Source organism: Enterococcus italicus, from assembly GCF_023743875.1.
GTDB lineage: Bacteria > Bacillota > Bacilli > Lactobacillales > Enterococcaceae > Enterococcus_G > Enterococcus_G italicus.
This window is the reverse complement of record NZ_JAMRVB010000001.1, coordinates 1,635,214-1,657,347: the sequence shown is the minus strand read 5'-3', so window position 1 is coordinate 1,657,347 and position 22,134 is coordinate 1,635,214. Positions and strand designations below refer to the sequence as shown.

The window sequence follows — 22,134 nt, the reverse complement described above, 5'->3', positions numbered from 1 at the left end:
ATTTTTTTTGTGTTTACTTTCCGTCAATACTTACGCACGCATCGCTATTTTTTACTAGCAAGCTTTTTGCTACCTGTGATTATTTTGGCAGGAATTTATTTAAGTATCGGCATTTATCCCGGTAGTTCTAGAAGCATCTTAGCCAGTGACGCCTTTGCACAGTTTTCAAATTTTCATGCTAGCTTTCGCAATATGTTGCTTGGCAAGCAGAGCTTTTTTTACACTTGGAACGCTTCACTAGGACTCAACTATTTATCACTTGTTTCCTACTATTTAGGTGGATTGTTTACTCCGCTTGTGCTATTCTTTCCAAATAGCTATATGCCCGATGCACTCTATGTAGTAACATTGGTCAAGATTGGCGCTGCCGGACTGAGCTTTTGGTTATTTGCTCAGCACACCTTTAAGCTCTCACGCTGGAATCTTTTGACGTTATCCAGCTGCTATGCGCTAATGTCTTTTGCCATTGCTCACTCTGAAATCGTGATGTGGCTAGATACCTTTACCTTTTTACCACTTGTCATTTGGGGCATTCATCGCCTCATCCAACAACGCCGCCCTTGGCTCTTGTTCATCAGCTATGCTCTTTTATTTATTTCAAATTTCTACATGGGATTCATGGTCGCGCTCTTTTCTGGGTTGTATTACCTTGTCTTGTTATTTACTCAATGGAAAGACGTCAAGCACAGCTTCTTTCCCTACGCCCTGACAGCTGGTCTATCTGTCGGAACAGCCATGCTCACATTACTGCCTACGTATCTTGACCTAAAGACAAACGGTGAAGAACTCACCAAGATCACTACACTAAAAACTGAAGCAACTGGCATGTTTGACTTCTTCATTAAAAATATGGTGGGCGTCTATGATACGACCAAATACGGCTCCATTCCTTTTATCTATATTGGTTTACTGCCATTAAGTTTGTGCTTGTTTTATTTCTTTGTCCGAACGATTCCTTGGCAAAAGAAAGTCGGCTTTGCTTTATTAGCCGGACTGATTATCGCTAGTTTTTACTTTCAGCCGCTTAATTTATTTTGGCAAGGCATGCATGCGCCGAACATGTTTTTGTTCCGTTATTCCTTTTTGCTTTCTTTTCTTATTATTTTACTCGCTGGGTATGGTTGGGAGCAATTAACGCCAAAGCACACCCCTATCTATCTACTGGGCAATTTACTTTTACTGATTTGCTTTATCGTTACTTACTTCGTGCTAGATAAGAGCGACACGGCATATGGGTACGTCACACTCAGTTCTTTTATCCTTACGTTAGTATTCTTAGGATTGTATGCACTATGCACTGCCAGTATGACGTTTCATGTTCTTTCACTGAAGCAATTTTCCTTGTTATTACTACTATGTGCTGTAGTCGAGATTGGCCTAAATACGAATGGAATGATTCACGGCATTTTAGATGATTGGAACTATGCTTCTCGTAGCTTGTACACTGACCCATATCCGTCGATTCAATCTCTGGTGAATCAAACAAAAGAAGACAACACTACCTTTTATCGACTAGAAAATTTGGATAACGTTTCACCAAACGATAGTATTAATTATGGATACAGCGGTATTAGCCTATTTTCTTCCATTCGTAACCGCCATTCTTCTAGTTACTTAAATCAGCTTGGTTTTCGTTCGAGTGGCACCAATCTAAACATCCGTTACAATAATAACACCTTGCTAATGGATGCATTTACTGGCATAAAGTACAACATCGCCTCTACGCCAATTAGTAAATATGGATTTACTCAGACGACAACAAAAGGCAACTACTCTTTATTTGAAAATACCGATGCCTTATCTTTAGGCTACCTAGCCTCAACAGATGATCAAGCAGTGACGACATACGATAATGACAACTTACTCAACCAAACAACGTTGATGAACTATTTATCTGGATTGAACTTGAACTACTTTACACTGTATCCTATTCGTGTAATCAACACGAACAACACCACCCTGGAAACGCAAGGCAATCAAACAACCTATAAAGAAGTCGCTTCTAACTTAGCCAAAGACGTGACGTGGGATGTGACCATTCCAGCGAATACACAAGCCTACCTAAGTCTTTACCCATCTAATTACAATGACTTACAAAGCTCGACCGTTACGATTCGCGTCAATGGCACAGAACGCAAAACCCAGCTAAATATCAATGGCCAATATTATGATTTAGGCTATTATGCCAATGAAACAACTGTGACATTCGCCGCTAGCTTCTACGGTACCGATCAGGTCACGTTCCAGACACCTAAAGTGGTCGGCTTAGACACGATTGCATACCAAGAAGCAGTTGATGCCATTCAAAACCAAAATGTCTCAATGACAACAACCAATCGGGGCGCATCCGCAACAATCACTACTGATAAAGAGCAAGCCCTGATCACGACTATTCCATATGATAAAGGCTGGAGCGTAACAATTGATGGCAGGAAAGCAACCGTATCTTCCTTTAAAGATGCCTTTGTCAAAGTAACGATTCCTAAAGGTACCCACACTGTTGTATTCAGCTATCTTCCAGATGGTTTCTTATTAGGCTTTTACAGTAGCTTGATTTCAATCGTGCTTTTTGTGTTCTTGCAATGGCTGTATGGACGCCATCGCAAAAACCATCATCCTCACACTTAATTGACAGGTTCACTAAAAATGCATCGCCAGTTCCTTGCTTTTGTTTATTTTCATCAGCGAAGGAATTGGCTTTATTTATTTTGTTATTTTTCCTTACGTCACCGTTTTCATCCTAAAAAAAGACTGATAGGCTAATAATCGAAAGTTTTTCAATCTTTTCAGAAATAATTTTTAGAATTTTCTGTTGTTTTATAAAAAAATTGGTTTACTTGTTCCACTAACCATGTTATATTTCTTTACATGAACGACAATAAGATTGGTGAGCACTAGAATAGCCGATACAAAAAGGATGGGATGAACAATGCCAAAAGCAAAAAAGACTGCTGAAGAAATTAAAGCGATTGTTGAAAAAGAACATGTACGATTCTTACGCCTCATGTTTACTGACATTATGGGAACAATTAAAAACGTCGAGGTTCCTGCTTCTCAACTTGATAAAGTGTTAGAAAACAAAATGATGTTCGATGGTTCTTCGATTGAAGGATTTGTACGAATTGAAGAAAGCGATATGTATCTACATCCTGATTTGGATACATGGATGATTTTCCCATGGGAAAGCGAACACGGAAAAGTCGCTCGTTTAATTTGCGACATTTACAATCCTGACGGTACACCATTTGCTGGTGATCCTCGTGGAAATCTAAAACGTGCCTTAGCTGATATGGAAAAAGCTGGTTTCACTTCATTCAACTTAGGACCTGAACCAGAATTTTTCTTATTCAAACTTGCAGCTGACAATAGCATCACCACTGAATTAAATGACCAAGGTGGCTACTTCGACTTTGCTCCTACCGATTTAGGCGAAAACTGCCGTCGCGACATCGTATTAGAATTAGAAAACCTTGGATTCGAAGTGGAAGCTTCTCACCATGAAGTTGCCCCTGGACAACACGAAATCGACTTTAAATACGCTAACGCTGTGGAAGCTTGCGACAATATCCAAACATTTAAACTTGTGGTGAAAACAATCGCTCGCAAGCACGGCCTACATGCAACATTCATGGCAAAACCATTGTTTGGTATTAACGGTTCTGGTATGCACTGCAACATGTCTCTATTCAAAGGATCTGAAAATGCCTTCTTCGATAAAGATGGCGACATCCAATTATCTCAAACTGCGTATCATTTCTTAGCAGGTCTAATGAAACACGCCAAAGCATTTACGGCCATCTGTAACCCAACAGTAAACTCATACAAACGTCTCGTACCAGGATACGAAGCACCGGTCTACATCGCATGGTCAGGACGCAACCGTTCACCATTAATCCGTGTGCCAGAATCAAGAGGATTATCAACCCGTTTGGAATTACGTTCAGTTGACCCAACTGCTAATCCTTACTTAGCTCTTGCAGCACTATTAACTGCTGGACTTGATGGTGTGAAAAACGAATTGGAACCACCAAAATCAGTCGACCGCAACATATATGTGATGACTGAAGAAGAACGTGAAGCAGCTCACATCTATGATTTACCAGGTACCTTGCAAGCTTCATTAGCAGAATTGAAAAACGACCAAGTTATCGTAGACTCACTTGGCAGCCATATCTTCAATAACTTCTATGAAGCAAAAACAATCGAATGGCAAGCATTTGGTCAAGCTGTAACAGAGTGGGAACGTGAACAATACTTAGAATTATATTAATCAACAGATTATAAGTGGATAAAACAACTTAATCTACACGCAAAAAGCCAGGCAATCCAGAAGTTATTTCTCAAACTTTTGGATTACCTGGTCTTTTTTAGTAGACACCATTTAGATCTAGTAGTACATAACACACTCGTTTAATATTTGACTTCTTTCAAATACAAGCCCTCTGGATGGGCAGTCGGTCCTGCACAATTTCGATCCTTACTTGCAATAATTTTAGGAAGGCTCGTCTCCTCTAAGCGTCCATTTCCAATCTTTAATAATGTCCCGACCAAAATGCGAATCATTTTATACAAAAAACCATCGCCACGAAAGGTAAATACCAGCTCACTCAACGCTTCATCATGCACCATCGTTGCTTCATAGATTGTCCTGACTTTATCTTCGACTGAGCTGCCACTCGCACAAAACGCGCTAAAATCATGTGTTCCTAATAAATCAGGCAACGCTCGTTCTATTTTTGCTAAGTCTAGTGGATATGGATAGTAGCTAGCATAATGACGGCGAAACGGGCTCCGTGGTTTGCCGATTTGGACATGAAACTCATAGACTTTCTCTTGTACCAAATACCTCGCATGAAATAGCTCATCCACTATTTCCACTTGCTTCACAGCAATATCCTCTGGTGTCTGCGTGTCCATCGCAAAACGCATCTTTTCAAGTGGACGCTCTTTTGGATAATCAAAATGAATGACCTGTCCCAATGCATGGACATGCGCATCCGTCCTACCTGATCCATGCACAACGATGGGCTGACTAGCCATTTTGGATAGCGTTCGCTCCAGTTCTTCTTGCACAGTCCGTCCTTGTGGCTGACGCTGAAAGCCATGAAAAAGCGTCCCATCATACGCGATAATTGCTTTGTATCTAACCATACTCATTTCCTTTCTCAAAAAAAGAGTGTATCCGTCCTTCTCACTGCTTCAACTACACACTGAGCTATTTCAGATACACCTCTTCTTAACTTTTCAGTCCGATTAATATTACTGTTAATAAAGCAAAAACAACCACAACGGCAGTGTCTCGTCGTTGCCAATGGAGAATACGATACTTCGTTCTTCCTTCTCCGCCTTGATAGCCACGTGCCTCCATAGCTGTCGCTAAGTCTTCCGCACGATTAAAGCTACTGACAAATAACGGAATCAATAACGGCACGATTGCCTGCATCTTTTGGATTAAGTTCCCTTCACCAAAGTCCACCCCTCTTGCACGTTGGGCATTCATGATTTTTTCCGTCTCATCCATTAATGTCGGTACAAATCGCAGCGCAATCGATAGCATCAATGAAATTTCATGGACGGGAAACTTCACAGCTTTTAACGGCCGTAATACGTACTCCAAAGCATCCGACAGTTCAAGTGGGGGGGTACTTAGGGTTAAGAGTGTCGACATAAATATAATTAATACAAATCGACAAAAGATAAAAATCCCATTACGTACACCAAATTCAGTCAGCTGTAAAATCCCCCACTGCCAATACACGATACCTCCAGATGTAAAAAACATCTGTAACGCAACAGTGAAGAGAATTAGCCACAATAGAGGCCGTACGCCCTTCCAAAAAAATGTAAAACTGATTTTTGAAAGAGCAATCGCCACTAACGTAAAGGCCGCTAAAAATAAATAACTTTGCCAATTATTCGCTAAAAAAATAATCCCAATGAAATAAAAACTGCCGAGTAATTTTGTCCGCGGATCCAACTTATGAATAAATGAATCACCTGGTATATATCGACCAAAAATCAATTTATTCATCATAGTTTTGATCCTCCTTGGCTAGAATCATATCTGCCAATTCTTTTGCTGTTAACGGCAACATCTTAAATGAAACACCTTTAGCCATTAGCTTTTGTGCAAAGCGCGTCGCTGTCGGCACGCCCAGTTGCTTCTCTTCAAGCCAAGAGACGTCTTGAAAGACATCTCTTGGGGTGCCTTCTTTCACCAACTTTCCTTTTTCAAGGACATAGACATAATCAGCAAAATCAGCGACATCATCCATTAAATGTGTCACCAAGACAATCGTCATCTTCTTTTGTTTGTGCAAGGCTTCAAACATCGCCATCATTTCTTTTCTTCCTTGTGGATCCAGACCCGCTGTCGGCTCATCTAAGACCAATACTTCTGGTTCCATCGCCAACACACCCGCGATCGCTACCCGTCTCATCTGCCCACCAGACAAATCAAATGGTGATTTTTCCAATATATCTGCCGGAAGTCCCACAAGCTCCAAGTATTCCTCAGCTAATTGCCGCGCCTGCTCTTCAGGAACACCAAAATTTTTAGGTCCAAACATAATATCTTTCGCCACTGTTTCTTCAAAAAGCTGAGCTTCTGGAAATTGAAAGACGATGCCGACTTTTTTGCGAATCGGCTTTAAGTTTTTATTGTTCGACTCAGGTGTAATGATTCTTTCACCAATTTTTACAGTACCCTGTGTTGGCTTTAATAACGCATTTAAGTGTTGCAATAGTGTAGATTTCCCCGACCCTGTATGACCGACAATGGCTGTATAGCTACCATCTTTGATCGTCATATCCAATTGAAACAACACGCGCTGTTCAAATGGTGACTTCGGCTGATAGGTAAAGTCTACTTGTTCAAAACGGACGTCCATAACCACTCAACCATTCCTTCCTCAGATAGATATGAATCAGGCACAGGCAACCCACGTTCTTTTAAAACTTGTTTCAGTTTTTCTGGAAACGGCAAATCCAATCCTAATTCAATTAATTTGGGACCTTCTAAAAAGATTTCTTCCGGAGTCCCTTTTTTGACTAGCTGACCTTGCTTCATGACGAAAAGACGATTCGCATTCGCTGCTTCATCAATATCATGCGTGATTGAAATGACCGTTAGCTGACTTTCCTCTTTAATCTTCTTAATTGCTTCGATTACTTCAAAGCGCCCTTCTGGATCAAGCATACTTGTCGCTTCATCTAAAATAATAAGATCTGGACGTAAGGCAACAACACCTGCAATTGCGACTCTTTGTTTTTGTCCACCGGATAGTCGAGCTGGTTCACGCGTTGCAAAGTCGCTCATTCGTACTTGCTCTAATGCATCCTTGACGCGCGTTACCATATCTTCTCTAGGGACTCCTTGATTTTCCATTCCAAATGCGACATCATCTTCTACTGTTGCTCCTACGAACTGATTATCTGGATTTTGAAAAACCATCCCGACTGCTTTGCGAATTCCCCAAATCGTTTCTTCTGAAAGTATTTGACCAGCAACACGGACTTCTCCTTCATTAGGCAATAGTAACCCATTGATTGTCTTTGCCAAAGTCGACTTACCTGAGCCATTGTGACCAATGATTGCAATCCACTCACCCGGATAAATTTCTAATGAAACATGGTCAATCGCTGGCCGACTGTCTTCTGGTTGGTATTTAAATGTAATATTTTTTAGTTCAACTATCGGATCCATTTCTTTACCCCCGCTATTCTATCTGCATAAAACACTACCAAAAAAAAACAGTGAACGCAATCACTCAGAAGAACATTTTTTTCACTCTCCATCATCTGTCAAGACAGGTAATCGAGAGTAAAAAAAAACACCAACATCTTATGATGAGTGCATACCCCTTGAAAAAATCAAGGGGTAGCGCTGAGCTAGACTCGGAATACTATTCCAACATCATAACACTCTTTTTGCATCGATAAAATGATGATAAGTGTGATTTTATACTAATTCTAGGACAACCATTTTGGCAGCGTCTCCGCGTCTTGGTTCAGTTTTCAAAATACGAGTATAGCCACCTTGGCGATCAGCATAACGAGGAGCGATATCACTAAACAACTTTTGTAAAGCTGATTCGATAACAACTTCTTCGTTTTCTTCACGTACGCTAGCAACTTCATTGCGAACAAATGCAGCAGCTTGACGACGTGCATGTAAATCACCGCGTTTTCCTAAAGTGATCATTTTTTCTGTAGTTGAACGAACTTCTTTCGCACGAGCTTCTGTCGTTACAATGCGTTCGTTAATGATTAAATCAGTTGTTAAATCACGCAACATCGCTTTACGTTGACTTGATGTGCGACCTAATTTACGATAACTCACTTGGTTTCCCTCCTTTGAAAAGGTTTAATCGTCTTTACGTAACCCTAATCCTAAATCATGTAATTTAGCTTTCACTTCTTCAAGTGATTTACGGCCTAAATTACGTACTTTAATCATTTCAGGTTCAGACTTATTCGTTAATTCTTGTACAGTATTAATTCCTGCACGTTTTAGACAGTTATAAGAACGTACAGATAAGTCTAGTTCCTCAATCGTCATTTCCAACATTTTTTCTTTTTGTGTTTCTTCTTTTTCTACCATGATTTCAGCGTTTTTCGCTTCATCAGTAAGGTTAACAAAGATGTCTAAATGTTCAGTCATGATTTTTGCTGCTAAACTCATTGCATCTAATGGTTCAATTGAACCATCTGTCCAAATTTCCATCGTTAATTTGTCGAAGTCATCACGGTGACCAACACGAGTGTTCTCTACTTGGTAGTTCACACGACGAACTGGTGTGTAAATAGAATCGACAGGCAACACACCGATTGGCATGTCATCTTTTTTGTTTTCATCTGCTTGAACATACCCACGACCAGGCTTCACTGTTAAGCGAGCGTGGAAGGTAGCACCTTCAGAGACTGTACAGATGTACATATCTTTATTCAGGATTTCTACATCACTGTCAACGATAATATCGCCAGCAGTAACTGTTGCAGGACCTGTAATATCGATTTCAAGGGTTTTTTCATCTTCGCCATACAATTTTAATGCTAGGCCTTTAATATTCAAGATGATTTGAGCCACGTCTTCTCGAACACCCTTAATTGTTGAGAATTCGTGCAATACGCCATCTATTTGAATATTAGTGATTGCTGCCCCTGGCAAAGAAGATAACAAAATACGACGTAGGGAATTTCCTAAAGTAGTTCCGTAGCCACGTTCTAGTGGTTCCACGATGAACTTGCCATAATCTTTCTCTTCATCAATCTTTGCAATTCTTGGTTTTTCGAATTCAATCATTCTTATCTCTTACCCCTTTCAAACGAAAAGTGTCTTGTTCAATGACGCGATACTAATATTGCTCATATGAGAAGCACTCATTAAACACGACGGCGTTTTGGAGGGCGGCACCCATTATGAGGTACTGGAGTCACGTCACGGATTGCCGTTACTTCCAAGCCTGCTGCTTGTAATGAACGAATAGCTGCTTCACGTCCTGAACCAGGACCTTTTACAGTTACCTCTACTATTCTTAATCCGTGTTCCATTGCTGCTTTAGCTGCAGTTTCTGCTGCCATTTGAGCGGCGAAAGGAGTTGATTTTCTGCTTCCTTTGAAACCTAATGCACCAGCTGATGACCATGCTAACGCGTTACCATGAGTATCAGTGATCATTACAATTGTATTGTTGAATGTTGAGTGGATATGTGCAATCCCAGATTCAATATTCTTTTTCACACGGCGTTTACGACTCACTTTTTTTGCTGCCATGAAGTTATAACCTCCTTCACTTTAAAATCAATTATTTTTTCTTGCCTGCGACTGTTTTAGACGGGCCTTTACGAGTACGTGCATTATTTTTCGTGTTTTGTCCACGAACTGGTAATCCACGACGGTGACGGATACCACGGTATGAACCGATTTCCATCAAACGTTTGATGTTCAAGTTGATTTCGCGACGTAAGTCACCTTCAACTTTTAATTTGTCGATTTCAGCACGGATAGCGTCTGTTTGATCATTCGTTAAATCACGAACGCGAACTTCTTCAGAAACACCAGCGTTTGCTAAAATTTGTTTGGCAGTCGTATTTCCAATACCATAAATGTAAGTAAGAGAAACGACTACACGTTTATCACGAGGAATATCTACTCCTGCAATACGAGCCATAGCTTGTTACACCTCCGATTATCCTTGACGTTGTTTATGTTTTGGATTTGCTGGGCAAATCACCATAACGCGTCCTTTACGACGAATTACTTTACAATGTTCGCACATTGGTTTTACTGATGGTCTTACTTTCATGATAATACCTCCTGTGGTTTTACGGAGTACAATTACTTAAAGCGATATGTAATACGGCCACGGTTCAAATCATACGGTGAAAGCTCAACCGTTACTTTATCTCCAGGTAAAATTCGAATGTAATGCATTCTTATTTTTCCAGAAACAGTTGCTAGAACTTGATGTCCGTTTTCCAATTCGACTTTAAACATTGCATTCGGCAAAGTTTCGACGACTGTACCTTCGACTTCAATCATATCTTCTTTTGCCACGCACAGTACCTCCTTGTACTTTTTCGCATTTTCACACGATAAAACGGCGGAATGCAATGCTTCCACCTAATAATCTTCGAGACTTCTACAAGTAGAAGTCAGACTGAAACATTGTAGCATGTTTCTACTAATATATCAAGAAAAAGTCATTGCACCTGTGAGTAGGCAATCGATCGTTACTCGATAATTTTTTTTACATCTGCAAATACAGCATCGATTTCACGATTGCCATCAATAGATTGCAACAAACCTTTGTCTTTGTAATACGATAAAATAGGTTCGCTACTTTTGACATTGACAGCTAGACGATTTTTGACCGTCTCAGGCTTATCATCTTCACGTTGATAGAAATTGTGGCCACCACATTTATCACAAGTACCTTCCACTTTTGTCGGGTTAAATACTTTATGATACGTTGCACCGCAATCACGGCACATGAAGCGTCCAGTCAATCGATCAACTAAAATAGATTCAGGGACATGAATATCAATCACGGCATCTAGTTTCTTACCAAGTTCATTTAACATTGTATCCAAAGCTTTTGCTTGATCCAGTGTACGAGGAAAGCCATCTAATAAGAAGCCTTTGTCCGTATCTGATTCTGCTAAGCGTTCTTTTACAATACCATTAGTCACTTCGTCTGGAACGAGGTTGCCTTGATCCATGTATGATTTTGCTTTTAATCCTAGTTCTGTTTTGTTTGCCATTGCCGCACGAAACATATCACCAGTAGAAATATGTGGAATGTTATAAGTAGCAACAATTCTTTCTGCTTGGGTACCTTTTCCTGCGCCAGGAAGCCCCATTAAAACGAGGTTCATTCTGCTTCCTCCTTATAAAGTTCTTGAATAGTGTTGAGGGAAATGCCTCAACACTTCAATCACTTGTTAATTCATAAAGCCAGTATAATGACGTTTTAGCATTAGTCCTTCAAGCTGTTTTGCAGCTTCTAAAGCAACACCGATTACGATCAATAAACTTGTACCACCGAGTCCAATCGATTGTGGTAGATCCCAAATCATTTGCGCAATGATTGGAACTAGAGCAACTAGTCCTAAGAAAATAGAACCAACTGTACTCAATCTCATTAAAACGGCTGAAACATAGTCCTCTGTTCCTTTACCAGGGCGAACACTTGGAATGTAGCTTCCTTGTTTTTGTAAGTTTTCAGCCAATTTTTCGGGATTGACCTGCACAAACGCATAGAAGAAAGTGAATGCAACGATTAACACAGTGTAAATAGTTGCACCCGGTACAGTGTTATAGCTAAAAATAGTTGTAACCACTGTATACCAAGATTCATTTTGATAAGAGCTCCCAAGCGCTTGGATAACCGCACTTGGTGTCGTAATAAATGAGCTAGCAAAAATTACAGGGATAACCCCAGCAGCATTTACTTTTAACGGTAAATAACTACTTGTTGGCGCACCAGTAATTCTTTTAGTGTATTGAATAGGAATCTTGCGTTCTGCTTGTTGGAAATATGTCACTAGAGTAACAATGACAAGCACTGCAACAATTAAGATGGCAACAAAGATGCCCGATTTCCATAAGTCAGATGATGGCACATTAACGAAGTAATCTTCATATAGTTCCTTCACACTAACCGGCAATCTTGAAATAATCCCCGCAAAGATAATCATTGATACACCGTTTCCGATTCCTTTTTCAGTGATTTGTTCTCCTAACCACGTCACAAACATTGTTCCTGCAGTTAAGATAATCCCAATGGTAACAAAAGTTTTCCAGTTTGGATTGTTAACAAATCCATATTGAGTGTAGTAGTTAAATCCGGCAGTCAAAGTCATAGACTGTAAAAAGCCCAGTACCAACGTCAAATAACGTGTTGCTTGATTTAACTTCTTGCGACCAACTTCACCTTGCTTCGACCACTCCACAAAACGTGGAACGATATCCATTTGCAACAATTGAACGATAATTGACGCAGTGATATAGGGAGAGACCCCCATCGAAAAGATTGAAAAGTTTTGCATGGCACTACCACTCACGAGATTTAACATCCCTAAAAATGGCAAATCTGCAATATCTTCCAATCGATTTACATCCACACCAGGCACAGTAACGTGTGCCCCGATTCGGAATACAAACAATATTAAGACAGTAAATAGAATTCTTGAGCGAATATCCTTAACTTTAAAAGCATCCTTCAAAAGTTTAAGCATTAGATCACCTCAATTGATCCACCAGCAGCTACGATTGCTTCTTCTGCTGTTTTTGAGAATTTCGCAGCTTTTACAGATAATTTTTTGGTTAATTCTCCGTTACCTAAAACTTTAATTCCAGCTTTTTCATTTTTCACGATTCCAGCTTCAATTAAAGCAACTGGTGTAACTTCAGCTCCGTCTTCAAAACGGTTTAAAAGCTCCACATTAACAACAGCATATTCTTTGCGGTTGATGTTTGTGAATCCACGTTTTGGTAAACGACGGAATAAAGGTGTTTGACCCCCTTCAAATCCTAAACGTACACCGCCACCTGAACGTGCTTTTTGACCTTTTTGTCCACGCCCTGCTGTTTTACCATTACCAGATGATGTTCCACGTCCAACGCGATTACGCACTTGACGAGAACCTTCTGCAGGTTTTAATTCATGAAGATTCATGGTTTGGCACCTCCTTAATCAAACTAAATCTAATTTTTTAAACTTCTTCTACGTCCACTAAGTGAGAAACTGTGTTAACCATGCCTTTGATTGCATCATTAGCTGGTTTCACTACAGAGCTGTTCACTTTACCAAGACCTAACGCTTTAACAGTTGCACGTTGGTTTTGAGGACGTCCAATAATACTGCGTTTTAATGTAATTTTTAATTCAGCCATTATAGTTGTCCTCCTTACCCGATAATTTCTTCAACTGATTTGCCGCGAAGTGAAGCTACTTCTTCAGCACGTTTTAATTGTTTTAAGCCATCAACTGTTGCGCGAACAACGTTGATTGGTGTGTTTGAACCTAATGATTTAGATGTGATATCAGCTACCCCAGCTAATTCCAATACGGCACGAACTGGTCCACCAGCAGCTACTCCAGAACCTTCTACAGCAGGTTTCATTAAGATGCGTCCACCGCCAAATACACCGATTACTTCGTGAGGGATTGTAGAACCAACCATTGGCACTTCTACTAAGTTTTTCTTAGCATCTTCCACAGCTTTACGGATTGCTTCTGGTACTTCTTGAGCTTTACCAGTTCCGAAACCAACGTGACCATTTTTATCGCCGACAACAACTAAAGCTGCGAAACGTAAACGACGTCCACCTTTTACAACTTTTGTTACACGGTTGATTCCAACTACGCGGTCTTCTAATTCCAAGTGTTTTGGATCAATATAAACCATGAATGGTGTTCCTCCTTCTCCTAAAATTCTAGTCCATTTTCGCGTGCTGCTTCAGCTAAAGCTGCTACACGGCCATGGTAAAGGTATCCACCACGGTCAAAGACTACTTCTTTAATACCTTTTTCTGTTGCACGTTCTGCGACTAATTTACCGACAGCTTGTGCTTGTTCTGTTTTGTTTCCACCTGAAATTTCTTTATCTAAGGCAGAGGCACTTGCTAGCGTTACACCCGCTACGTCATCAATAACTTGCGCGTAGATGTTTTTGTTAGAACGGAAAATGTTCAAGCGTGGGCACTCAGCAGTACCAGAGATTTTGTTACGGACACGGCGATGTCTTTTTTGGCGTGTCTTATTTTTATCTGGTTTTGAAATCACAATTGTCACCTCTTTATTTATTTTGGTTATGCTATTTTTTGTAAACAGAGTTGTCTACGATTATTTACCAGTTTTACCTTCTTTACGACGAACGAATTCACCAACATAGCGGATTCCTTTGCCTTTATATGGTTCTGGCGGACGCACACCACGAATATTCGCTGCTAATTCACCAACTGTTTCTTTGCTAATTCCTTTAACAATAACAGAAGTATTGGCAGGTACTTCGATAGTAATGCCTTCTGGTGCTTCGATTTCAACTGGATGTGAATAACCAACGTTCAAGACAAGTTTTGATCCTTGTAATTGAGCACGGTATCCAACCCCAATTAATTCTAAAGCTTTTTGGAAACCTTCACTAACACCAACAACCATGTTGTTGAAGTTCGCGCGTGTAGTTCCATGAATTGTTTTCATTTCTTTGCTGTCATCCGGACGAGTGAATGTTACTTCATTTCCTTCGATTTTCATTTCGATATCTTTTGAAAATGTACGTGTTAATTCACCTTTAGGTCCTTTAACTGTAATGTCACTTCCGTTTTGCTTTACTTCAACGCCTGCAGGAAGAACAACAATCTTATTACCGATACGACTCACTTAGAGACACCTCCTTGTGTAATTTATTTGATTACCATACATAAGCGACTACTTCGCCGCCAACATTTTTAGCTCTAGCTTCTTTATCAGTGATAACACCTTCAGAAGTTGAGATAATCGCAATTCCTAAACCGTTTAAGACTTTTGGTACTTCGTCAGATTTAACGTAAGCACGTAGTCCTGGTTTAGAGATACGTTTCAAGTTAGTGATAACACGTTCACCATTTTTTCCATATTTCAAGAAGACACGGATCACGCCTTGTTTGTCATCTTCGATATATTCAACATCGCGAACGAAACCTTCATTTTTCAAGATTTCTGCAATATCACGTTTGATTTTTGAAGCAGGTACTTCTAAAACTTCGTGTTTCACCATATTGGCATTACGAATTCGAGTTAGAAAATCTGCAATTGGATCTGTCATGACCATTAGATGATTTACCTCCTTTATGCGAGTTTACTTGTTTACCAGCTAGCTTTCTTCACGCCGGGAATTTGACCTTTGTAGGCAAGTTCGCGGAAGCAAATACGGCAAAGTTTAAATTTACGATAAACTGAATGTGGACGTCCACAACGTTCACAGCGAGTATACTCTTGGGTTGAGTGTTTTGCTGGACGTTTGTTTTTAGCAATCATTGATTTTTTAGCCACGTAGTTCGCCTCCTTTTTTTATTTTTGGAACGGCATGCCTAATTGTTTTAACAACTCACGAGATTCTTCATCTGTGTTCGCTGTTGTAACAATAACGATATCCATCCCACGTACTTTATCTACCAAATCATAATCTACTTCTGGGAAGATTAATTGTTCTTTCACACCTAACGTGTAGTTTCCACGTCCGTCAAATGCTTTTTTGCTGACACCATGGAAGTCACGTACACGTGGTAGAGATACAGACACTAATTTGTCTAAGAATTCGTACATTCTTTCGCCACGTAATGTAACTTTAGCTCCGATTGGCATTCCTTCACGTAAACGGAATCCAGCGATAGATTTTTTGGCTTTTGTAATTAAAGGTTTTTGACCTGAAATTAATTGTAATTCTTCTACTGCTTTATCTAAATTTTTTGCGTTTGATACTGCATCACCCACACCCATGTTGATAACGATTTTATCAACTTTTGGTGCTTGCATGATTGAGCTATATTCAAACTTTTCCATCAATGATGGAACCACTTCATTCGTATATTTTTCTTTAAGGCGGTTCATTTAGTAAGCTCCTCCTTCCTTCGATTGATTACTTGTCTAGAACTTCACCGGTTTTTTTAGAAACGCGGACTTTTTTACCGTCTACTTCTTTATAGCCGACACGTGTAGCTTCACCGTTTGAAGGATCAATAACCATCACGTTAGAAACGTGAATTGGTGCTTCGACTTCAACGATTCCACCTTGAGGAGCAGCTTGAGAAGGTTTTTGGTGTTTTTTCACAACGTTTACACCTTCAACAACGACTTTATCTTTTTTCGGGAACGCTGCTAATACAACGCCTTCTTTGTTTTTGTCTTTTCCAGTGATAACTTTAACTTTATCGCCTTTTTTAACAAACATTACTGTTTCGCACCTCCTTTAGAATAAGTGACAATTATAGAACTTCTGGTGCTAGTGAAACGATCTTCATGAAGTTGTTTTCGCGTAGTTCACGAGCAACTGGGCCAAAGATACGTGTTCCACGTGGGCTCTTATCGTCACGGATAATTACCGCAGCATTTTCATCAAATTTAATGTAAGAACCGTCTGCACGACGAGCGCCTGTTTTCGTACGAACGATAACAGCTTTAACGACGTCACCTTTTTTGACAACCCCGCCTGGCGTTGCTTGTTTAACCGAAGCAACAATGATGTCTCCAATATTCGCAGTTTTGCGACCTGAACCACCAAGGACTTTGATTGTCAAGATTTCGCGAGCGCCTGAATTGTCAGCAACTTTTAAACGACTTTCTTGTTGGATCACGATGTGTATCCTCCTTTCAGATTTTGCAAATTCAATCTATATAGGAAAACCTCGTGTGATTAAATAATCACTGCTTTTTCAACAATCTCTACTAGACGGAAACGTTTCGTAGCTGATAATGGACGAGTTTCCATAATTTTCACGATATCGCCAACTTTTGCTTCGTTGTTTTCATCGTGTGCTTTGTATTTCTTAGAATAGTTCATACGTTTACCGTAGATTGGGTGATTTTTCTTTGTTTCAACCACAACTGTGATAGTTTTATCCATTTTGTCGGATACCACACGACCTTGATAAACTTTGCGTTGGTTTCTTTCTTCAGTCATACGTTAAATGGCCTCCTTCCAAAATTAGTTAGCTTGTTGACGCAACACAGTTTTAATGCGTGCAATCGATTTACGAACTTCTTTAATACGTGCAGTGTTTTCTAATTGACCTGTTGCTAATTGGAATCTCAAGTTAAACAATTCTTCTTTTAATTGTTTTTCTTGTTCTAGCATTTCGGCAGTGGTTAATTCTCTGATTTCTTTAACCTTCATTCGATTCACCACCCATTTCTTCACGTTTTACGATTTTCGTTTTCATTGGTAATTTGTGTGAAGCAAGACGTAATGCTTCGCGAGCTACTTCTTCAGGTACACCAGCGATTTCAAACATGATTTTACCACGTTTTACTGGAGATACCCAACCTTCAGGAGCCCCTTTACCAGAACCCATACGTACCCCAATCGCTTTGGCAGTATAAGATTTATGAGGGAAAATTTTGATCCATACTTTCCCACCACGTTTCATATAACGAGTCATGGCAATACGTGATGCTTCGATTTGACGGTTTGTAATCCAGTGAGATTCTACAGCTTGTAGGCCGTATTCACCAAAAGCAACTTCTTTTCCACCTTTCGCTTCTCCACGCATTTTACCACGGAATTCACGACGGTGTTTTACACGTTTAGGTACTAACATGCTTATTTCCCTCCTTTCTCAGTGTTCTTTTTTGCTGGAAGAATTTCTCCACGATAGATCCACACTTTAACTCCTAGTTTTCCGTATGTTGTATCTGCTTCTTCCCATGCGTAATCAATATCCGCACGTAATGTGTGTAATGGAACTGTTCCTTCAGAGTATCCTTCGCTACGAGCAATATCTGCACCGTTTAAACGACCTGATACTTGAGTTTTGATTCCTTTAGCTCCAGCACGCATTGAGCGTTGAATTGCTTGTTTTTGTGCACGACGGAAAGCTACACGACCTTCTAATTGACGGGCGATGCCTTCGCCAACTAATTTTGCATCTAAATCTGGTTTTTTGATTTCCACGATGTTGATGTGTACTTTTTTACCAGTTAATTTGTTTAATTCTTTTCTTAGGTTTTCGACTTCAGATCCACCTTTACCGATAACCATACCTGGTCTAGCTGTGTGAATTGATACGTTCACGCGATTTGCAGCGCGTTCGATTTCAACTGTCGACACAGCGGCATCAGCAAGTTTAGATGCGATGAATTTACGAATTCTTAAATCTTCGTGTAGAAAATCAGCATACTCTTTTTCAGCATACCATTTTGCATCCCAGTCACGGATAATGCCTACACGCATTCCAATTGGATGTACTTTTTGACCCACTGAATGTCCCTCCTTATTTTTCTGATACGACTACGGTGATGTGACTTGTACGTTTGTTGATTGGTGAAGCTGAACCTTTTGCACGTGGACGGAAACGTTTCATAGTTGGTCCTTCGTTTACAAATGCTTCAGATACTACCAAGTTCTCAACGTCTAAATCAAAGTTGTTTTCTGCATTCGCAATAGCTGACATTAGGACTTTTTCAATGACCCCTGCAGCTTTGTTCGGCGTGAACTTTAAGATTGCAATTGCTTCAGCAACATTTTTCCCTCTGATTAAATCAATCACAATACGTGATTTGCGAGGAGAAACGCGAACTGTTTTTGCAGTTGCTTTAGCTGACGTAATTTGTTCTGCCATTCTTATATCCTCCCCTCAAATTAACGTTTTGTTTTCTTATCATCACTTGCGTGACCACGATAAGTTCTAGTTGGTGCAAATTCACCTAATTTATGTCCTACCATGTCTTCTTGGACGTAAACTGGTACATGTTTACGGCCATCATAGACGGCAATTGTAAATCCTACAAAACTCGGGAAGATTGTCGAACGACGTGACCAAGTTTTGATAACTTTTTTCTTTTCAGCACCTTGTTGTGCGTCGACCTTTTTCATCAAATGATCATCGACAAAAGGTCCTTTCTTTAAACTACGACCCATGGTGAACCTCCTCTCAAAATGTGCGACACATGGTCAAAGAAATTATTTAGTGTTACGACGACGAACGATAAGTTTGTCTGATTTTGCTTTTTTGTTACGAGTTTTGTATCCAAGAGCTGGTTGACCCCATGGAGATACTGGAGCTTTACGTCCAACTGGAGCTTTACCTTCACCACCACCGTGTGGGTGATCATTAGGGTTCATTACGCTACCACGAACCGTTGGGCGTTTGCGCATCCAACGAGAACGACCGGCTTTACCGATGTTGATTAATTCGTGTTGTTCGTTACCAACAGCACCGATTGTTGCACGACAAGTAGCTAAGATCATACGAACTTCGCCTGAGTTCAAGCGGATTAATACGTATTTTCCTTCTTTACCTAATACTTGAGCGCTTGTACCAGCTGAACGGATTAATTGTCCGCCTTTACCTGGTTTCATTTCGATATTGTGGACAACTGTACCAACTGGAATGTTTGCCAATGGTAATGTGTTCCCTACTTTAATATCTGCTTCAGGTCCAGAAACGACAGTCATGCCAACTTCTAATCCTTTTGGTGCTAAGATGTATGCTTTTACTCCATCTTCGTAATGTACTAATGCAATATTAGCAGAACGGTTTGGATCATACTCAATTGTTTTTACTGTAGCAACAACGTTGTCTTTGTTACGTTTGAAGTCAACTAAACGGTATTGACGTTTGTGACCGCCACCTTGATGGCGAACTGTAATACGTCCGTTGTTGTTACGACCGGCATTATTTTTCAATGGTGCCAACAATGTTTTTTCTGGTGTTGAAGTAGTGATTTCCGCGAAATCAGAACTTGTCATATTGCGGCGACCATTTGAGGTAGGTTTGTACTTTTTAATAGCCACGTCTTTTTTCCCTCCTATTAATTTTTTTGAATAAATGATGCTTATTCAGCAGCGAATAATTCGATTTCTTTTGAAGCTTCAGTTAATGTTACAACCGCTTTGCGGCATTTTTTTGTGTATCCTGCATATTTACCCATACGTTTAAATTTAGGACGCACGTTGATGATGTTTACGTTTTTCACTTCAACACCAAATGCTGCTTCAACAGCTTGTTTCACTAAAGTCTTGTTTGCGCGAGTGTCTACTTCGAAAGTGTATTTCTTTTCGTCCATGGCTAACATTGATTTTTCAGTGATAACTGGTTTTTTGATAATATCTAGTAAGTTCATTATGCAAGCACCTCCTCAATTTGAGTAAGAGCAGTTTGCGTTGCCAACACTTTGTTGTTTGATACAACGTCTAGGACGCTTACGTTATCAGCAGAAACAACAGAAACGTTTGGTAAGTTACGTGCAGACAATGCTACGAAGTCGTTTCCTTCTTCTAATACTACTAATACTTTTGCGTCAATAGACAAGTTAGCAAGAACTTGTTTAAATTCTTTTGTTTTTGGTGCATCAAAGCTTAATGCTTCAACAGCTACCAAGTTATTTGAAGCAACTTTTTCTGATAAAACAGATTTCATTGCTAAGCGACGAACTTTTTTAGGAAGTTTGTAACTGTATGAACGTGGTGTTGGTCCAAATACAACGCCACCTCCACGCCATTGTGGTGAACGGATTGAACCTTGACGGGCACGACCTGTTCCTTTTTGGCGCCATGGTTTACGGCCACCACCACGAACAGCGCTACGATTTTTCACAGCGTGTGTTCCTTGTCTTAATGAAGCACGTTGCATGATGATTGCATCAAAGACAACTGATTCATTTGGTTCAATTCCGAAGATTTCTTCGTTTAAAGTAATTTCGCCATTTTGGCTTCCATCTTGTTTAAATAATGCTACATTCGGCATTCCTTAGTTCCTCCTTTCTTCCTATCTACTTATTTAGCTTTCACAGCTGATTTTATTGTAATCAATGATTTTTTCGCTCCAGGAACGTTACCTTTGATTAGGATAACATTGCGTTCAGCATCAACACGAACGATTTCCAAGTTTTGGATTGTTACGCGGTTGCCGCCCATACGACCTGCCAAGTGTTTGTTTTTAAACACGCGGTTTGGTGCAACTGGACCCATTGATCCAGGACGACGGTGGTAACGAGAACCGTGAGCCATTGGGCCGCGGCTTTGTCCGTGACGTTTGATAACGCCTTGGAATCCTTTACCTTTAGTTGTTCCTGTCACGTCAACGATGTCTCCAGCTTGAAATGCGTCAACTTTAATTTCTGATCCTACTTCTAAGCCCTCTAGCTCAACATCCTTGAATTCGCGAATGAAGCGCTTAGGAGCCGTGTTTGCTTTTGCAACATGACCTTTCGCAGGTTTGTTACTTAAAACTTCACGTAAATCTTGGTAACCAACTTGAACAGCTTCGTAGCCGTCGTTTTCAACAGTTTTTAATTGTAGGACTACGTTTGGTGTAGCTTCTACAACTGTTACTGGAATAAGTTCACCTGATTCAGTGAAGATTTGAGTCATTCCCACTTTTTTCCCTAAGATTCCTTTGGTCATGATTACACCTCCATCTTAATTTTTATAGTTTAATTTCAATGTTCACACCAGACGGTAAGTCAAGCTTCATTAAAGCATCAACTGTTTTTGGTGTTGGATTCACAATGTCGATTAGACGTTTGTGTGTACGCATTTCGAATTGTTCGCGTGAATCTTTGTATTTATGTGTCGCACGGATAACTGTGTAAAGACTACGTTCAGTTGGTAATGGAATTGGACCAGATACGTCAGCTCCAGTTCTTTTTGCAGTTTCTACGATTTTATCCGCTGATTGATCTAAAATACGATGTTCATACGCTTTTAAACGGATACGAATTTTTTGTTTTGCCATTGTTTTCCCTCCTTCGCCTATTTTAAAAGTAGACATAGCTCCACGAAAATTTTCCGTCACGCTCGTCCATGGCAAAGCGTCCGGGCGTGTCGCAACCTCTCGTTTCCTAGCCGGCAGAAATTCTTTTCTACCAGTACTATTCCTATTTTTTTGAACAGCACCTTTATGATTATAGTATGTTTTTTCTGCAATAGCA

The 22,134-nt window shown here is 40.1% G+C and carries 35 protein-coding genes; 2 read left to right on the top strand and 33 right to left on the bottom strand.

Annotated features, from left to right (window positions below):
- Nucleotides 1-9: 9 nt before the first annotated feature.
- Nucleotides 10-2,628 (top strand): YfhO family protein, encoded by a 2,619-nt coding sequence (locus tag NE257_RS08145; protein ID WP_251852016.1) that lies wholly within the window; start codon nucleotides 10-12, stop codon nucleotides 2,626-2,628.
- A 301-nt stretch (nucleotides 2,629-2,929) separates the two neighbouring features.
- The gene (glnA, locus tag NE257_RS08140) at nucleotides 2,930-4,270 is read left to right on the top strand and encodes a type I glutamate--ammonia ligase (RefSeq protein ID WP_007207598.1); all 1,341 of its coding nucleotides are present in this window, start codon (nucleotides 2,930-2,932) and stop codon (nucleotides 4,268-4,270) included.
- 140 nt (nucleotides 4,271-4,410) lie between these two features.
- On the opposite strand, the gene truA is transcribed toward glnA, so the two are convergent.
- The 33 genes from truA to rpsJ form a co-directional block, all read right to left on the bottom strand.
- Nucleotides 4,411-5,151, bottom strand: a complete 741-nt coding sequence (gene truA, locus NE257_RS08135) for a tRNA pseudouridine(38-40) synthase TruA (RefSeq protein WP_040366171.1) — start codon at nucleotides 5,149-5,151, stop codon at nucleotides 4,411-4,413.
- Nucleotides 5,152-5,236: 85 nt separating this feature from the next.
- Nucleotides 5,237-6,034: an energy-coupling factor transporter transmembrane component T family protein gene (locus tag NE257_RS08130; protein ID WP_007207600.1), complete on the bottom strand. Its 798-nt coding sequence runs from the start codon at nucleotides 6,032-6,034 to the stop codon at nucleotides 5,237-5,239.
- On the bottom strand, nucleotides 6,024-6,890 hold the full coding sequence (locus tag NE257_RS08125) for an energy-coupling factor ABC transporter ATP-binding protein (protein ID WP_251886181.1): 867 nt from the start codon (nucleotides 6,888-6,890) through the stop codon (nucleotides 6,024-6,026). Before NE257_RS08125 ends, NE257_RS08130 begins: the two co-directional genes overlap by 11 nt.
- Nucleotides 6,866-7,705 (bottom strand): energy-coupling factor ABC transporter ATP-binding protein, encoded by an 840-nt coding sequence (locus NE257_RS08120; RefSeq protein WP_251886180.1) that lies wholly within the window; start codon nucleotides 7,703-7,705, stop codon nucleotides 6,866-6,868. The genes NE257_RS08125 and NE257_RS08120 overlap by 25 nt, the downstream gene beginning before the upstream one ends.
- Nucleotides 7,706-7,960: 255 nt before the next feature.
- Nucleotides 7,961-8,341, bottom strand: coding sequence for a 50S ribosomal protein L17 (gene rplQ, locus NE257_RS08115; protein ID WP_007207603.1), 381 nt, complete (start codon nucleotides 8,339-8,341; stop codon nucleotides 7,961-7,963).
- A gap of 24 nt (nucleotides 8,342-8,365) precedes the next feature.
- A complete protein-coding gene (locus tag NE257_RS08110; protein ID WP_007207604.1) occupies nucleotides 8,366-9,304 on the bottom strand; it encodes a DNA-directed RNA polymerase subunit alpha in 939 nt (312 codons plus the stop codon).
- 80 nt (nucleotides 9,305-9,384) lie between these two features.
- On the bottom strand, nucleotides 9,385-9,774 hold the full coding sequence (gene rpsK / locus NE257_RS08105; protein WP_007207605.1) for a 30S ribosomal protein S11: 390 nt from the start codon (nucleotides 9,772-9,774) through the stop codon (nucleotides 9,385-9,387).
- 31 nt (nucleotides 9,775-9,805) lie between these two features.
- Nucleotides 9,806-10,171, bottom strand: coding sequence for a 30S ribosomal protein S13 (gene rpsM, locus NE257_RS08100; RefSeq protein WP_007207606.1), 366 nt, complete (start codon nucleotides 10,169-10,171; stop codon nucleotides 9,806-9,808).
- Nucleotides 10,172-10,189: 18 nt separating this feature from the next.
- Nucleotides 10,190-10,306: a 50S ribosomal protein L36 gene (gene rpmJ / locus NE257_RS08095; RefSeq protein WP_002288710.1), complete on the bottom strand. Its 117-nt coding sequence runs from the start codon at nucleotides 10,304-10,306 to the stop codon at nucleotides 10,190-10,192.
- A 32-nt stretch (nucleotides 10,307-10,338) separates the two neighbouring features.
- Nucleotides 10,339-10,557, bottom strand: a complete 219-nt coding sequence (gene infA / locus NE257_RS08090) for a translation initiation factor IF-1 (protein WP_002288695.1) — start codon at nucleotides 10,555-10,557, stop codon at nucleotides 10,339-10,341.
- A 176-nt stretch (nucleotides 10,558-10,733) separates the two neighbouring features.
- Entirely contained in the window at nucleotides 10,734-11,378 is a 645-nt protein-coding gene (locus tag NE257_RS08085; RefSeq protein ID WP_251886179.1) for an adenylate kinase, read from the bottom strand.
- Nucleotides 11,379-11,444: 66 nt separating this feature from the next.
- Nucleotides 11,445-12,740 (bottom strand): preprotein translocase subunit SecY, encoded by a 1,296-nt coding sequence (secY, locus tag NE257_RS08080; RefSeq protein ID WP_007207609.1) that lies wholly within the window; start codon nucleotides 12,738-12,740, stop codon nucleotides 11,445-11,447.
- Nucleotides 12,740-13,180: a 50S ribosomal protein L15 gene (gene rplO, locus NE257_RS08075; RefSeq protein ID WP_007207610.1), complete on the bottom strand. Its 441-nt coding sequence runs from the start codon at nucleotides 13,178-13,180 to the stop codon at nucleotides 12,740-12,742. The genes secY and rplO overlap by 1 nt, the downstream gene beginning before the upstream one ends.
- Before the next feature lie 37 nt (nucleotides 13,181-13,217).
- Nucleotides 13,218-13,397, bottom strand: coding sequence for a 50S ribosomal protein L30 (rpmD, locus tag NE257_RS08070; protein ID WP_007207611.1), 180 nt, complete (start codon nucleotides 13,395-13,397; stop codon nucleotides 13,218-13,220).
- Between the two features lie 14 nt (nucleotides 13,398-13,411).
- Complete coding sequence (gene rpsE, locus NE257_RS08065) at nucleotides 13,412-13,912, bottom strand: 30S ribosomal protein S5 (RefSeq protein ID WP_007207612.1); 501 nt, start codon at nucleotides 13,910-13,912, stop codon at nucleotides 13,412-13,414.
- Between the two features lie 20 nt (nucleotides 13,913-13,932).
- Nucleotides 13,933-14,289 (bottom strand): 50S ribosomal protein L18, encoded by a 357-nt coding sequence (rplR, locus tag NE257_RS08060; RefSeq protein WP_040366268.1) that lies wholly within the window; start codon nucleotides 14,287-14,289, stop codon nucleotides 13,933-13,935.
- A gap of 60 nt (nucleotides 14,290-14,349) precedes the next feature.
- Nucleotides 14,350-14,886: a 50S ribosomal protein L6 gene (gene rplF / locus NE257_RS08055; RefSeq protein WP_007207614.1), complete on the bottom strand. Its 537-nt coding sequence runs from the start codon at nucleotides 14,884-14,886 to the stop codon at nucleotides 14,350-14,352.
- A 31-nt stretch (nucleotides 14,887-14,917) separates the two neighbouring features.
- Nucleotides 14,918-15,316 carry a 30S ribosomal protein S8 gene (gene rpsH / locus NE257_RS08050; protein WP_251852010.1) on the bottom strand — a complete coding sequence of 133 codons (399 nt, stop codon included), beginning with the start codon at nucleotides 15,314-15,316 and terminating at the stop codon, nucleotides 14,918-14,920.
- Nucleotides 15,317-15,351: 35 nt separating this feature from the next.
- On the bottom strand, nucleotides 15,352-15,537 hold the full coding sequence (locus NE257_RS08045; RefSeq protein ID WP_007207616.1) for a type Z 30S ribosomal protein S14: 186 nt from the start codon (nucleotides 15,535-15,537) through the stop codon (nucleotides 15,352-15,354).
- An 18-nt stretch (nucleotides 15,538-15,555) separates the two neighbouring features.
- On the bottom strand, nucleotides 15,556-16,095 hold the full coding sequence (rplE, locus tag NE257_RS08040) for a 50S ribosomal protein L5 (protein ID WP_007207617.1): 540 nt from the start codon (nucleotides 16,093-16,095) through the stop codon (nucleotides 15,556-15,558).
- A 28-nt stretch (nucleotides 16,096-16,123) separates the two neighbouring features.
- On the bottom strand, nucleotides 16,124-16,435 hold the full coding sequence (rplX, locus tag NE257_RS08035; protein ID WP_007207618.1) for a 50S ribosomal protein L24: 312 nt from the start codon (nucleotides 16,433-16,435) through the stop codon (nucleotides 16,124-16,126).
- 34 nt (nucleotides 16,436-16,469) lie between these two features.
- Entirely contained in the window at nucleotides 16,470-16,838 is a 369-nt protein-coding gene (gene rplN, locus NE257_RS08030) for a 50S ribosomal protein L14 (RefSeq protein ID WP_007207619.1), read from the bottom strand.
- 59 nt (nucleotides 16,839-16,897) lie between these two features.
- Entirely contained in the window at nucleotides 16,898-17,164 is a 267-nt protein-coding gene (gene rpsQ, locus NE257_RS08025) for a 30S ribosomal protein S17 (RefSeq protein ID WP_007207620.1), read from the bottom strand.
- Nucleotides 17,165-17,188: 24 nt separating this feature from the next.
- Nucleotides 17,189-17,377 carry a 50S ribosomal protein L29 gene (gene rpmC, locus NE257_RS08020; RefSeq protein ID WP_007207621.1) on the bottom strand — a complete coding sequence of 63 codons (189 nt, stop codon included), beginning with the start codon at nucleotides 17,375-17,377 and terminating at the stop codon, nucleotides 17,189-17,191.
- On the bottom strand, nucleotides 17,367-17,801 hold the full coding sequence (gene rplP / locus NE257_RS08015) for a 50S ribosomal protein L16 (RefSeq protein WP_007207622.1): 435 nt from the start codon (nucleotides 17,799-17,801) through the stop codon (nucleotides 17,367-17,369). Before rplP ends, rpmC begins: the two co-directional genes overlap by 11 nt.
- Nucleotides 17,802-17,803: 2 nt before the next feature.
- Complete coding sequence (gene rpsC, locus NE257_RS08010; protein WP_007207623.1) at nucleotides 17,804-18,460, bottom strand: 30S ribosomal protein S3; 657 nt, start codon at nucleotides 18,458-18,460, stop codon at nucleotides 17,804-17,806.
- A 13-nt stretch (nucleotides 18,461-18,473) separates the two neighbouring features.
- Entirely contained in the window at nucleotides 18,474-18,821 is a 348-nt protein-coding gene (gene rplV / locus NE257_RS08005; RefSeq protein ID WP_007207624.1) for a 50S ribosomal protein L22, read from the bottom strand.
- 20 nt (nucleotides 18,822-18,841) lie between these two features.
- A complete protein-coding gene (rpsS, locus tag NE257_RS08000) occupies nucleotides 18,842-19,120 on the bottom strand; it encodes a 30S ribosomal protein S19 (RefSeq protein ID WP_007207625.1) in 279 nt (92 codons plus the stop codon).
- A 42-nt stretch (nucleotides 19,121-19,162) separates the two neighbouring features.
- Nucleotides 19,163-19,996: a 50S ribosomal protein L2 gene (rplB, locus tag NE257_RS07995; protein ID WP_251886178.1), complete on the bottom strand. Its 834-nt coding sequence runs from the start codon at nucleotides 19,994-19,996 to the stop codon at nucleotides 19,163-19,165.
- A gap of 41 nt (nucleotides 19,997-20,037) precedes the next feature.
- The gene (locus NE257_RS07990; protein ID WP_251886177.1) at nucleotides 20,038-20,325 is read right to left on the bottom strand and encodes a 50S ribosomal protein L23; all 288 of its coding nucleotides are present in this window, start codon (nucleotides 20,323-20,325) and stop codon (nucleotides 20,038-20,040) included.
- Nucleotides 20,325-20,948, bottom strand: coding sequence for a 50S ribosomal protein L4 (gene rplD, locus NE257_RS07985; RefSeq protein ID WP_007207628.1), 624 nt, complete (start codon nucleotides 20,946-20,948; stop codon nucleotides 20,325-20,327). Before rplD ends, NE257_RS07990 begins: the two co-directional genes overlap by 1 nt.
- Nucleotides 20,949-20,977: 29 nt before the next feature.
- Nucleotides 20,978-21,607, bottom strand: a complete 630-nt coding sequence (gene rplC / locus NE257_RS07980) for a 50S ribosomal protein L3 (RefSeq protein ID WP_007207629.1) — start codon at nucleotides 21,605-21,607, stop codon at nucleotides 20,978-20,980.
- 22 nt (nucleotides 21,608-21,629) lie between these two features.
- A complete protein-coding gene (gene rpsJ / locus NE257_RS07975) occupies nucleotides 21,630-21,938 on the bottom strand; it encodes a 30S ribosomal protein S10 (protein WP_002389727.1) in 309 nt (102 codons plus the stop codon).
- Between the last annotated feature and the right edge of the window lie 196 nt (nucleotides 21,939-22,134).

What these genes read in the sequence shown, in the direction of transcription:
- rplO (WP_007207610.1), bottom strand. Translation starts at nt 13,180, where the DNA reads ATGAATCTTCATGAATTAAAACCTGCAGAAGGTTCTCGTCAAGTGCGT.
- rpsJ (WP_002389727.1), bottom strand. Translation starts at nt 21,938, where the DNA reads ATGGCAAAACAAAAAATTCGTATCCGTTTAAAAGCGTATGAACATCGT.
- rplV (WP_007207624.1), bottom strand. Translation starts at nt 18,821, where the DNA reads ATGGCAGAACAAATTACGTCAGCTAAAGCAACTGCAAAAACAGTTCGC.
- glnA (WP_007207598.1), top strand. Translation starts at nt 2,930, where the DNA reads ATGCCAAAAGCAAAAAAGACTGCTGAAGAAATTAAAGCGATTGTTGAA.
- secY (WP_007207609.1), bottom strand. Translation starts at nt 12,740, where the DNA reads ATGCTTAAACTTTTGAAGGATGCTTTTAAAGTTAAGGATATTCGCTCA.
- rpsS (WP_007207625.1), bottom strand. Translation starts at nt 19,120, where the DNA reads ATGGGTCGTAGTTTAAAGAAAGGACCTTTTGTCGATGATCATTTGATG.
- rpsK (WP_007207605.1), bottom strand. Translation starts at nt 9,774, where the DNA reads ATGGCAGCAAAAAAAGTGAGTCGTAAACGCCGTGTGAAAAAGAATATT.
- NE257_RS08085 (WP_251886179.1), bottom strand. Translation starts at nt 11,378, where the DNA reads ATGAACCTCGTTTTAATGGGGCTTCCTGGCGCAGGAAAAGGTACCCAA.
- rpsQ (WP_007207620.1), bottom strand. Translation starts at nt 17,164, where the DNA reads ATGACTGAAGAAAGAAACCAACGCAAAGTTTATCAAGGTCGTGTGGTA.
- NE257_RS08110 (WP_007207604.1), bottom strand. Translation starts at nt 9,304, where the DNA reads ATGATTGAATTCGAAAAACCAAGAATTGCAAAGATTGATGAAGAGAAA.
- rplE (WP_007207617.1), bottom strand. Translation starts at nt 16,095, where the DNA reads ATGAACCGCCTTAAAGAAAAATATACGAATGAAGTGGTTCCATCATTG.
- rplD (WP_007207628.1), bottom strand. Translation starts at nt 20,948, where the DNA reads ATGCCGAATGTAGCATTATTTAAACAAGATGGAAGCCAAAATGGCGAA.
- truA (WP_040366171.1), bottom strand. Translation starts at nt 5,151, where the DNA reads ATGGTTAGATACAAAGCAATTATCGCGTATGATGGGACGCTTTTTCAT.
- NE257_RS08125 (WP_251886181.1), bottom strand. Translation starts at nt 6,890, where the DNA reads ATGGACGTCCGTTTTGAACAAGTAGACTTTACCTATCAGCCGAAGTCA.
- rpsH (WP_251852010.1), bottom strand. Translation starts at nt 15,316, where the DNA reads ATGGTCATGACAGATCCAATTGCAGATTTTCTAACTCGAATTCGTAAT.
- rplX (WP_007207618.1), bottom strand. Translation starts at nt 16,435, where the DNA reads ATGTTTGTTAAAAAAGGCGATAAAGTTAAAGTTATCACTGGAAAAGAC.
- rplP (WP_007207622.1), bottom strand. Translation starts at nt 17,801, where the DNA reads ATGTTAGTACCTAAACGTGTAAAACACCGTCGTGAATTCCGTGGTAAA.
- rpmJ (WP_002288710.1), bottom strand. Translation starts at nt 10,306, where the DNA reads ATGAAAGTAAGACCATCAGTAAAACCAATGTGCGAACATTGTAAAGTA.
- NE257_RS08120 (WP_251886180.1), bottom strand. Translation starts at nt 7,705, where the DNA reads ATGGATCCGATAGTTGAACTAAAAAATATTACATTTAAATACCAACCA.
- NE257_RS07990 (WP_251886177.1), bottom strand. Translation starts at nt 20,325, where the DNA reads ATGAACTTACTAGATATTATCAAAAAACCAGTTATCACTGAAAAATCA.
- rpmC (WP_007207621.1), bottom strand. Translation starts at nt 17,377, where the DNA reads ATGAAGGTTAAAGAAATCAGAGAATTAACCACTGCCGAAATGCTAGAA.
- NE257_RS08130 (WP_007207600.1), bottom strand. Translation starts at nt 6,034, where the DNA reads ATGATGAATAAATTGATTTTTGGTCGATATATACCAGGTGATTCATTT.
- rpmD (WP_007207611.1), bottom strand. Translation starts at nt 13,397, where the DNA reads ATGGCTGAATTAAAAATTACATTAAAACGCAGTATTATTGGACGTCCT.
- rpsE (WP_007207612.1), bottom strand. Translation starts at nt 13,912, where the DNA reads ATGGTTTATATTGATCCAAAACACTTGGAATTAGAAGACCGCGTAGTT.
- rplC (WP_007207629.1), bottom strand. Translation starts at nt 21,607, where the DNA reads ATGACCAAAGGAATCTTAGGGAAAAAAGTGGGAATGACTCAAATCTTC.
- rpsM (WP_007207606.1), bottom strand. Translation starts at nt 10,171, where the DNA reads ATGGCTCGTATTGCAGGAGTAGATATTCCTCGTGATAAACGTGTAGTC.